Origin of the sequence: Thermogemmatispora sp. (assembly GCF_019683635.1) — a bacterium.
Classification (GTDB): domain Bacteria; phylum Chloroflexota; class Ktedonobacteria; order Ktedonobacterales; family Ktedonobacteraceae; genus Thermogemmatispora.
This window is the reverse complement of the sequence record NZ_JADGIA010000195.1, coordinates 1-9,647: the sequence shown is the minus strand read 5'-3', so window position 1 is coordinate 9,647 and position 9,647 is coordinate 1. Positions and strand designations below refer to the sequence as shown.

The 9,647-nt window shown below is 60.8% G+C and carries 13 protein-coding genes; 3 read left to right on the top strand and 10 right to left on the bottom strand.

Features of this window, described 5'->3' with window-relative positions:
- Positions 1 to 79: 79 nt before the first annotated feature.
- The 3 genes from IRZ31_RS17475 to IRZ31_RS17465 are packed head-to-tail and all read left to right on the top strand — an operon-like array spanning position 80 to position 2,596.
- Complete coding sequence (locus IRZ31_RS17475) at positions 80 to 562, top strand: hypothetical protein (protein WP_297155984.1); 483 nt, start codon at positions 80 to 82, stop codon at positions 560 to 562.
- A gap of 2 nt (positions 563 to 564) precedes the next feature.
- On the top strand, positions 565 to 1,194 hold the full coding sequence (locus tag IRZ31_RS17470) for a hypothetical protein (RefSeq protein WP_297155982.1): 630 nt from the start codon (positions 565 to 567) through the stop codon (positions 1,192 to 1,194).
- Entirely contained in the window at positions 1,178 to 2,596 is a 1,419-nt protein-coding gene (locus IRZ31_RS17465) for an MFS transporter (RefSeq protein ID WP_297155980.1), read from the top strand. The genes IRZ31_RS17470 and IRZ31_RS17465 overlap by 17 nt, the downstream gene beginning before the upstream one ends.
- 197 nt (positions 2,597 to 2,793) lie before the next feature.
- Here the strand turns inward: IRZ31_RS17465 and tatC are convergent, their stop codons facing one another.
- The 10 genes from tatC to IRZ31_RS17415 form a co-directional block, all read right to left on the bottom strand.
- Positions 2,794 to 3,630 (bottom strand): twin-arginine translocase subunit TatC, encoded by an 837-nt coding sequence (tatC, locus tag IRZ31_RS17460; protein WP_297155978.1) that lies wholly within the window; start codon positions 3,628 to 3,630, stop codon positions 2,794 to 2,796.
- A gap of 118 nt (positions 3,631 to 3,748) precedes the next feature.
- Positions 3,749 to 4,126: a twin-arginine translocase TatA/TatE family subunit gene (locus IRZ31_RS21485; RefSeq protein WP_363325695.1), complete on the bottom strand. Its 378-nt coding sequence runs from the start codon at positions 4,124 to 4,126 to the stop codon at positions 3,749 to 3,751.
- A gap of 186 nt (positions 4,127 to 4,312) precedes the next feature.
- The gene (locus IRZ31_RS17450; protein ID WP_297155976.1) at positions 4,313 to 4,615 is read right to left on the bottom strand and encodes a hypothetical protein; all 303 of its coding nucleotides are present in this window, start codon (positions 4,613 to 4,615) and stop codon (positions 4,313 to 4,315) included.
- Positions 4,593 to 5,414 (bottom strand): sigma-70 family RNA polymerase sigma factor, encoded by an 822-nt coding sequence (locus IRZ31_RS17445; protein WP_297155974.1) that lies wholly within the window; start codon positions 5,412 to 5,414, stop codon positions 4,593 to 4,595. The genes IRZ31_RS17450 and IRZ31_RS17445 overlap by 23 nt, the downstream gene beginning before the upstream one ends.
- A gap of 566 nt (positions 5,415 to 5,980) precedes the next feature.
- Positions 5,981 to 6,235, bottom strand: coding sequence for an acyl carrier protein (acpP, locus tag IRZ31_RS17440; RefSeq protein WP_151729580.1), 255 nt, complete (start codon positions 6,233 to 6,235; stop codon positions 5,981 to 5,983).
- Positions 6,235 to 6,702 carry a transcription antitermination factor NusB gene (gene nusB / locus IRZ31_RS17435; protein ID WP_297155971.1) on the bottom strand — a complete coding sequence of 156 codons (468 nt, stop codon included), beginning with the start codon at positions 6,700 to 6,702 and terminating at the stop codon, positions 6,235 to 6,237. Before nusB ends, acpP begins: the two co-directional genes overlap by 1 nt.
- A gap of 177 nt (positions 6,703 to 6,879) precedes the next feature.
- Entirely contained in the window at positions 6,880 to 7,212 is a 333-nt protein-coding gene (locus IRZ31_RS17430) for an Asp23/Gls24 family envelope stress response protein (protein WP_052890847.1), read from the bottom strand.
- A gap of 105 nt (positions 7,213 to 7,317) precedes the next feature.
- Positions 7,318 to 8,355: an ACP S-malonyltransferase gene (gene fabD / locus IRZ31_RS17425; protein ID WP_297155968.1), complete on the bottom strand. Its 1,038-nt coding sequence runs from the start codon at positions 8,353 to 8,355 to the stop codon at positions 7,318 to 7,320.
- A 212-nt stretch (positions 8,356 to 8,567) separates the two neighbouring features.
- Complete coding sequence (rpmF, locus tag IRZ31_RS17420) at positions 8,568 to 8,759, bottom strand: 50S ribosomal protein L32 (RefSeq protein WP_112431204.1); 192 nt, start codon at positions 8,757 to 8,759, stop codon at positions 8,568 to 8,570.
- A gap of 81 nt (positions 8,760 to 8,840) precedes the next feature.
- Entirely contained in the window at positions 8,841 to 9,380 is a 540-nt protein-coding gene (locus IRZ31_RS17415) for a DUF177 domain-containing protein (protein WP_297155966.1), read from the bottom strand.
- Positions 9,381 to 9,647: the final 267 nt, after the last annotated feature.

Here is a 9,647-nt window from a genome sequence, read left to right as displayed (position 1 = left end):
GGTGGTCGCTGTTTAAGGCCATGCGTTATAATCAGGTAGTACAGGCTTCTCTAAATCTTTGCCGGGAGGTCTCTTTCTTATGCAAAGCGCAAAGCGCTATTTGCTGGTGATCGGGGTTGGGGTGTTGGTATTGCTCATTGTAGGCTTTATCCTGGCTGCTCTCTTCCATGTCTTGCTGGCAGTGCTCTATATTGCTCTGATCATCCTGGCTGCAACAACGCTGATCGCTATTGCTCTTCTCATCTATACTATTCTCGCCCTGCTGCGGGCGATTACGACGGTGCGCAACGAGATGCGTCCACTCCTGGCCTCAGTGCAGGAGACGGTTGGTGTAGTCAAGGAGACAGCGCGCACCGCCGGCCATACGGTCACGACGGTAGGTAGCGCCGCCCAACTGGCGCGTGATTTCGCGCTGGCGCCGGGGATTCGCGCCGTGGCCACTGTCCTGGCGGGGCAGCAGGTGTTGCGTATCTTCCTGGGCAAGGGCCGTGCCCGCCGCAGCGAAGAGCGCCGGCGCCAGCAGATGCGTGCCATCCGTGCTCATGAGGTTGGAGGAAAGTAGCTATGTCTGTCCCTGTCCTGGCTGCTCTCGCTGCTGATCCCTTGGAGACCTGGGGGCAGATTGCGGCGATCGTACTGGCGATCGAGTTGTTTGTCTTTATCTTATTAGCGCTGGGGCTTTCCATCGGCTTATTCTTCGCCTTTGCCTGGGTCCAGGAGAAGAGCGAGTTGATTAAGCGTCTACGCCCAGCGGTCGATCAGCTCAATCAAGCCCTGGAGACCAGTCCCACCGAGCGGCCCACCGAGGGAGGAGCGCTAGAGCATCCGCTGGTCCAGGGCGTGGTCAACCTGCCGGAACGGGTGCGGGCGGTCGATCGGCGCGTCGAGCAAGGAAGCGATCGGGTAGCGGAGGCGGTGATCGAGTTCCGCGCGCGTACAGTGATGGTCAAGGAGATGGCCAGAGCCTTCTTCTTACCAGGATTGGTGCGACGCGAGGCGCGCCAACGAGAGCTGCGGGAGAGCTCACGCGAAGCAAGGCCGTCGACAGCGGGCCGCAGCGTTGCTGAGGATCTGCCTGCTACCTCCGAAGCCGAGGGGGCTGGCCGGGCCGGCGCTTCGAGAGGGCTTTCCACCAGAGAGGAGGCGCCTGCTCAACAGGCGGTGCAGTCCGTGCGCCATGTCTCTCCTCGTTGACTATGTACGTCAGTTCACCCGTTTGCAGCGGAATGCTCGTCTCTATCTGATCAGCAATGCTCTCAGCGGTGTTTCGCTCGGCATTCTGCTGCTGCTCTATAATCTCTATCTCGATGCCCTGGGCTACCGTGCTGACTTCATTGGGGCTGTCCAATTTGCGGCTACCGTCGGGGCGGGCCTGGCTATCTTTCCCGCTGGTCTCTGTGTGGACCGTTTAGGGGGCAAGACGGTCCTGATCGTGGCCAGCCTCCTGATTGGCCTGCTTGGGGCTGGCCAGATCCTGTTTCGACAGGCCCTCCCCTTGCTAGTCACGGCTTTCCTGGCGGGAATAGTCAGCGCGGCCCTCCTCGTCGTCAATGCTCCCTACTTGACACAGAACAGCTTACCTGCAGAGCGCTCCCATCTCTTCAGCCTCAATCTCGTCGTGACGTTGGTGACCTCGGTAGCTGGGCGTCTGCTTGGGGGAGCGCTGCCTGTCTGGCTTCGTCAGCTGACCTGGCTTATGGGGCCGCTACCCTTCCCTCTCAGTAGTCTGCTGGCTCCTCAGCCGGCAGCACGTGCCTATCAGCTTGCCCTTATTGGGGCTGGCTTGCTGGCCGTTCCCAGCCTTATCCCGCTCTTTCTGCTCGATCCTGATCCGCAGCCTCGGTTAAAGCCTGCCGATGGGAGGAGTGGGGGGGCCAGACGTATCCTGACGGAGGGAGTGGGCGGCCTTGCTCGCAGAGTTATGGCCGACTGGCGGCGCTGGCTGGACTGGAAGGTCTGGAGGCCCTGGCTGGGCAGCGCCCTGGTGTTGCTTACCCTGGAGCAAGGGCTGATTGGCTTCGGGGCCGGCCTCTTTATTCCCTACTTCAACCTCTTTTTCGTGCGTCATCTGGGCGCCAGCTCCTGGCAATTTGGCCTCATCGATGGTGGGGCCACTACTCTCACCGCCGGCGCGACTCTTCTCGCCCCCTGGTTGGCGGCGCGCCTGGGCAAGGTGCGGGCTGTGGTCTTAACGCAAGCGCTCAGTCTGCCGCTCATGCTCGTACTGGGCTTCAGCCCTTCGTTGTTGCTGGCGGCCCTGCTCTATCCACTGCGTCAGGGGGCGATGGATATGACAATGGGAGTGCTGCAAGCCTTCTCAATGGAGGTTGTGCCTGGGCAATGGCGCGGCCTGGCCAACAGTAGCTATCAGGCTGCCTATTGGATCGCCTACTCCTTGTCGACCCCCATCGGTGGAATTATCATCGTTCAGCAAGGCTATTCTGCTGTCTTTGTCCTGGCGGCCATCAGCTATGCTCTCGCCATCCTCGTGCTCTGGCGAGGTTTTGAGCGTGATCCACAAGAGGCAACCAAAGGGGGGGCCGGGATAAACCAGACTGATCCGGGAGCAGCCGAAGCGGAGGCCCGACTGCGCTAACTGAGTCACCTCCCTCTCGCCCATCCCGGATCATTGCCAGAGCCAGCCTGCTGACTTACTGGCCCAATCTATCCTGACCAGGGCGGGCCATCGCTCCTCCGGCGGTGGACCTGCCCGAATGCGTGAGCGAGCCTGGCGAGTCGAGTGAAGCCAAGTGGTTGCCTGCCGTCTCTTCTCGGGGACTCGCGCAAGCTCGCTCATGCCCCTGCCTTGCTCGGACGGACCATAAGGCGGATGAGCAGGATCGTCAGTTCATACAGGCAGGACATGGTCACCCCCAGGATAATGGGACTATAGAAATCGGCCCCGGGGGTCAAGAAGGTCGAGGCGACCCACAGCCCGACATGAGACGCGGCGCGGCGACGCTTCAAGGTTTCCGCGCTTACGATCCCGAGCTTGGCCAGGAAAGTCAACACGAGAGGAATCTCGAAGACGATTCCGAAGGCCAGCAAGAAGAAGGCCACGAACGTAAAGTAGCTGTCTGCCGAAACCAGCTCCACAAAATCGCCGGAGGAGAAAGCGATTAGCCATTGAACTGGATACTGCAGGACCACGAAGCCCAGGGCGATACCGGCCACGAAGAGCAGGCTGCCCATGATCAAAAAAGGCAGAGCGGCCCTTTTCTCGTGACGATAGAGACCGGGGGCGATAAAAGCCCAGGCCTGGTATAGGATGACCGGCATTGCCAGCAGAATGCCGACCGCGATCGAGACCTTGAGGAAGACCGTGAAGCCCTCAGCCAGGCCGATAGTGATCAGACCTCTACCGGCCAGCTCTCCGTGAGAGCCGAGGCGTTGACCAGCCGTCAGCGTTGGCAGGGGCAAGGTCAGGAAATGCAGGATCGGCTCGCGGAAGATAAAAGCGACGACTGCCCCGACAACTACCGCGATCAGGGACTTAAAAATGCGCCAGCGCAGCTCCTCCAGATGCTCAACGAGCGTCATGGAGGCGCCGTCTTCCTCTTCCTCCTCAAAGCGGAAGGACTCATCCAGGTTGGGCATCAGGTCAGGTTCTTGTAAATTCCCTGTAGCCATGCTCTTCCTCTGCTCACTCCCGGCGGTGTAGAGCGGGCTGGACCGATAGGACGCATCTACTCTGCATAGCTGCTATCTTGCTCCCTTTTCCTTCTCACAACTTCTTCAGAGAGGCGTCTCATTCAGCCTTCTGCCTGCCCTCGCTGATGGTCGGTTCCGTTTGGCTGACGCTCGCAGTAGAAGCCTGGCCCTGAGTCGACTGAGGTTTCATCTCGTGAGCCAGCTCAGGAGTAGGCTCAAAGAGTGGTTCCTGTTGCAGACTGCTCCCGCTGCTCAAGCGGTTCAAGTTATTCCGTGCGGCATAAGAAGGAGAGAAAGGCTCATCCAGGGGATCATGCTCCTCCTTATCCCGAGTGAGATCGCTCATGCCCTTACGGAACTCCTTAATGCTTTTGCCAATTGCCGAACCCATTTCAGGCAGGCGCTTTGGACCGAAGATCAGCAGGGCAACGATCAGAATAACAACCAGATCGAGGCCGTGGAATCCGGGGAACATAGTTGCACCCTCTCTTTTCTTGTCTTGTCTTGCCTTATGGAGGCGTGGCGCCTTCCTTTGTGCACTCCGAAAGCGACAACTCTCTTCTTCTTACTTTACTTATTGTATCTCACGCTTGCCCCCCTTGCCAGCACAGCCCTGATCAGGGGGCTGGAGGCTGGAGAGCCAGCGGGGCCGCTGGCCCATCTAGCCAGAATAGGCGGGATAGGAAGACAGCTCTCGCTGGTGGGGGGCCAGCAGGGACTGCACACACTCCAGGCCGAGGCTGAGCACGCCGGCCCCGGCGGCGCCGAGAGCCACCAGAGCGGCGGCGCGGCGGCGGCTCAAGCGTTGTTCTCCCAGCAAGCGGGCGATACGTTGACCACTTTCCAGAGAAGCTGCCTCTCTGGTTACGCCCGCCCGCAAGCGGGCCTCCAGATCAGGCGGAGTAGGGGCCTGCTCGCCATAGTGGCGCAGGAGCAGGACGTCAACAGAGTCCAAAGGCTGCATAGTGTCTCCCATTGTACCAGGGAGGATTAGAGACCAGGCGCTCAGGTCTCTCCTCACTGGCGGCGTCTCCTGTTTGAAGCGTCTGCTCGGACTGCAGCGGCGGCGCTGTCTCTCGGCTTTCGCGCGGAGAGGGCGCTGGCTCTCTGCCCGCTGAGGCGGATTGGCCAGCGGGAGCGAGGTCGGGCTGGCGACGCGGTCCATCGCCGCGCTCCAGGGCGTAAAGCTGCTGGAACTGCCGGCGAGCGCGTACCAGGCGCTGACGAACTGCCGGCTCGCTCACGTCCAGCATCTGAGCGATCTCCGCGCTGGAGAAGTCGCCCACCACTGAAAGCAGGAGGCAGACCCGTAGTGGCTCCGGCAGACGCTGCAACGTTCGCTGGACGGCATCGCGTTCAGCGATCAGTTCGCTGGGATCGGAGCCAGGCGTTGCCCCGTAGCCATGAGGCTGGACAGGAGCCGCCTGGGCCGCAAGATTCTCCGTCAAACGTTCGCTCTCCAGCTCCTGATCGCGTCGGCTCTGGTTGCCGAGTGAGGAGAAAGGCACAAAGCGGAAGAGGCGCTTGCGGCGCTCCTGCATACGGACTGTATTGAGAGCGATTTTCAGCAGCCAGGCACGGGCATTAAAATGAGGGCCACTGGAAGCGCGGGCGGCCTCGATACTTTTCAGAGCCTGCTGAAAAGTATCTTGAGTGAGGTCCTGGCTTTCCTCCCAATCGCCGGTCAGGCCATAGATTGTATGAAAGACCAGCTTGCCGTATTGCTGGATCAGTGCCTCAACGGCCTGCGCCGCGGGTACCATTGTTGTCTACATCCTCACTCACGCACTTGCTCGACGTCAACCGGAGCCGGTGATGCCGGCCAGGGGAAGGAATCTCTCCTTACTTAAGGAGATGCCTGGGGGAGAAGAAATGTGACAGAGGGAAAGGTGAGGGGGGAAGACGAAGTGAGCGGTGACCGCCACCCCACCCATCCCACGCCACATAAGCCATCGAATCTGGCTGAAGAAAGGCGCTGCCTTTAGCGCCGCCTGACCGACCGCTTGCCCAGAACCAGCGACTCACCCGCCAACCTGATCGATTGCTCGACTGGAGCGATAGGTGGACACGCAGGCATAGCGGGGAAAAAGCAGAGAGGCGGTTTGACCGGTTGTCTGGTATCAGACAAACCGACGCGACGAGCGCATCTACGGCGTGATCCAACCTAGTTCCGAGGTCCCCAGAAAGGTGGACGGGGTAACAAATAGAGCCGTAAAACTGCGGTCACCGCGCCGCCTCCTGTCTCCCGCCTGCTTCTCGTATCCGCAGAAGAAGGATCGAGTCAGGTCAGTGAATAAATTCGGATCAGATCAGCGCAGCGCAAAGGAACCTAGCGCAGATGTTCCTCGATATATTCCTGGGCCTCACCCACCGTCGTGATCTTCTCAGCGTCCTCATCCGAGATCTGGAGCTTAAACTCCTCCTCCAGGGACATGATCAGCTCCACCAGATCCAGGGAGTCCGCGTTGAGATCCTCGACGAAAGAGGCACTGGGGACTACCTCGCTCTCATCGACGCCGAGCTGCTCGACGATGATCCGCTTCAAGCGCTCAGCGACGGAGCCGGAGCCAGAGCCAGAAGCCATTAGGATGTCACCTCACTTTCCGCAGTTGGAGTGGGCTGCTGTTGCTGTGCCCGCGCAAATATTGTACCAAGGACGCCATTGACGAAGCGGCTCGACGAGTCGCTGCCAAACAACTTGGCCAGTTCGACCGCCTCATTAATGGCTGCCTTTGCTGGTACCGTATTATTAAACAGAATCTCATAGATTGCAAGTCTGAGGATATTTTTATCGATGCGGGCCATTTGTGAAAGTGGCCATTCGCGTGCGGCGCTCTGGATCTGCGCATCGATCGTCTCCAGGTGGGCGCAGGTGCCCTCAACCAGCTCAAGGGCATAATCCACCACCCGGGGATGCAGATTGCGCTCCTGGGCATGGCGCCGCACCACCTCGACCGGGGGGTGCCGCACCGTATCAAACTCATAGAGCGCCTGCAGCGCGATCATTCGGGCCTGTCTGCGTATCCCTACCGGCATAGCGTCTTCACCCATTCGCTGGTCTAGCTTGCTGGCTTTGCCCGACCGCGTGCGCTTGCGCGCGAGCAGGAAGCTAGCCTCTCTCGAACACGCCTCATCGTGGATGCCACATCTCCTCTCTCTACTACCTACTACTACCTACCGACTGACCTTGCCTCTCGCCTTCTTTCCTGCCTGCCTCTGCTCAAGGCGCTAAGCCACATCCTGGATGTAGACATTGATCTCGCGCACCTGCATCCCGACCATATGCTCCAAGGCGGCGGCTACCTCTTCCTGGACGGCGGTAGCGACCTCGACGACGTTGACGCCGGAGGCCACGACCAGGTAAAGGTCGACGCTCACGGTATTGTCCTTGACCGTTAGAGCCACACCTTGGCGGGGGATCTCGCGACCGGCGAAAGCTGGCCAGCGCTCGCTACCACGGGCCAGGCGGACAACGCCGGCCACCCCTAGCGCGGCATTCGAGACGATGGTAGTCAGAACCTGGCGGGCGACGCGCACCACGCCTGGAGGCTCATTGGTCATCTGTCTTGCTTCCCTTCTACTGTGCAGCATACTGGCGGGACGCTGGTTGCTCTCTGCGCTCTTTTCCCGGTCTGGTGGGCAGGAACCCTTGATTATTATACCGCATCAGAGCTGGAGCAGCCCTTGCTCACGCAAGGCGGTCACCGCTTTGTCCAGTTCGTTCGCGTTACTGATTGTCAAGGTAGTGGCATCGCGAGTGATGCGCTTGACCAGGCCGGTCAGCACCGAGCCGGGTCCGATCTCCAGATAGACGCTGACCCCAGCAGCGGCCAGGTACTCGACGCTGCGAACCCACTGCACGGGGGCCACGATCTGGTGCGCCAGCTCCTGGCGCAGGGCCTCCGCATCGGTCAGCGGGCGGGCCTCGATATTGCTAATGATGGGAATGGCCGCATTGCGCAGTGGAGTTGTGGCCAGCGCCTGGGCTAGACCCGCGGCGGCAGGCTCCATGACCGGCGAATGGAAAGCGCCGCTGACCGCTAAGGGGATAACCCGCTTGGCGCCGCGCGCCTTAGCTCGCTCCATTGCCAGGGCGAGGGCGCGCTGCTCACCGGAGATGACGATCTGGCCTGGAGCGTTCAAGTTTGCCACGCTCACCTTGCCCCAGCCGGGATGGTCTGTTTGAGGCTGGGTCGCTGCTCCTTCCCGCATGGCCTCCTGGCTGGCTTCCTGGCAGATCTCCTGCAGCGTCGCCTCATCCAGACCGATGACCGCCGCCATCCCGCCCGGGCAGACGCTCCCTTCGTGGTGCATCAGACGTCCCCGTTCCCGTACCAGGCGCACGGCATCCTCCAGATCGAGCGCTCCGGCGGCGACGAGGGCCGCATATTCTCCAACGCTGTGACCAGCGGTGAAGGTGGGGGTCAAAGGGGACGACCAGCTAAAGCGGGAAGCAAGCCGCTCCTGCAGAGCGGCCAACAGGGCGAGGCTAACGGTGACAATCGCGGGTTGGGCATTAATCGTCTCACGAAGTTGCTCTTCTGGTCCCTGGAAGCAGAGGGTGCTCAGAGCCATTCCCAGAGCCTGGTCGGCCCGCTCGAAGACCTGGCGGGCCGCGGGGGACTGCTCATAAATATCAGCCCCCATGCCCACTGTCTGACTGCCCTGTCCAGGAAAGAGGAAAGCTATTCCTTGTGCTGCCATAGAGTTATACTACGCGCGAGGGGCAGACGCGGCGCGAGCGAGCGAGACAAACAATGCCTGCTGGCTAAGCTAATCGCACCTGGCCGGCCTGATCATGCCTCGCTCGACCGCGGGCGTGGCCTCGCGCTCTCTCCTCTTCTCGTCATAGTCTCGGTTGCCTGTCCCAGTCAGTGGGGGCCTGCGCGGTGGAGCGCACTGTGGCCTGGACGCCACTAGCGCTTGCGCTCCTTGGGCCAGAAGACCTGGCGACCGCGGTAGGTGCCGCACTTAGGGCAGGCGTGGTGGGCGAGCCGTGGCGAGCGGCACTGGGGGCAGAGCACCAGCTGAGGTAGCTTCAAGTGGAAATGCGCGCGCCTCTCGCCCTTACGCGCATGGGAAACTCGCTGTTTTGGTAATGCGCCCATAGAACAAAGCTCCTCCTCTATCTCCTAAATCGGGCTGGCTGGCGAGAACGGACTGGATGGCCAGCGAGGCCAGCGAGCACCTTAAGCTTGCGACGGCAAGTGCTGTTGCAACAGCTCGGCCAGTGCGCCCCAGCGCGGATCGATCTCCGGCTGACACTGGCAGGGGCCCAGACTCAGATCGTGGCCGCACTGCGGGCAGAGACCTGGGCAATCCTCGCGGCAGAGCGCGCGCATCGGCAGCTCCAGCAGCAGGTGCTGGCGCACGGCTTCGCTCAGGTCGAGCTGGTGATGCTCGTCAATTGGAAAGCCCTCATCCTCACCCAGAGGTGGGGGAACAGGCACGCCGCTGGTGACATCGATGGTAGGATAGAACAGCTCCTCGAAGGTGATATGCATGGGCTGCTCAAAGGGCTTCAAGCAGCGGTCGCAGACCATCGGGAGGGTCAGATCCACCCAGCCATCGACCAGCAACCCGTAGTCGGTGCGTCGCATGCGGACGTGGCCGTTGATAGCGCCGAGTATCTTAAGATCGCTATCTAGCTGAACATCTTCTTCATGAATATCTGCCTGGAAGGCGGTCCCGATGGATGCCTTCAGGAGTTGCGCCACGTTGTACTGCATAAGAAATGGAACCTCACTTTTGCCCCAGAGTAGACGACTAAACGGGAGAAGGGCTACAAATAGAGCTGAACAGTTCAGGCTGTCTGTCGATGGCGCAAGTCTGGAAGATACTCAGCTTCTCACGTACGCTGGTTCATTATAGGTGACTCTGAGAAGGTGTGTCAAGCCCTTGGCTCGGGGCGACGTGGTGGCTCGCCTGGGCGTCCCAGCATGGGGCCGCCCATCGTATCGGCGGCCAGGGAAGAGCGGCGGGGGGAAGGATGGGGG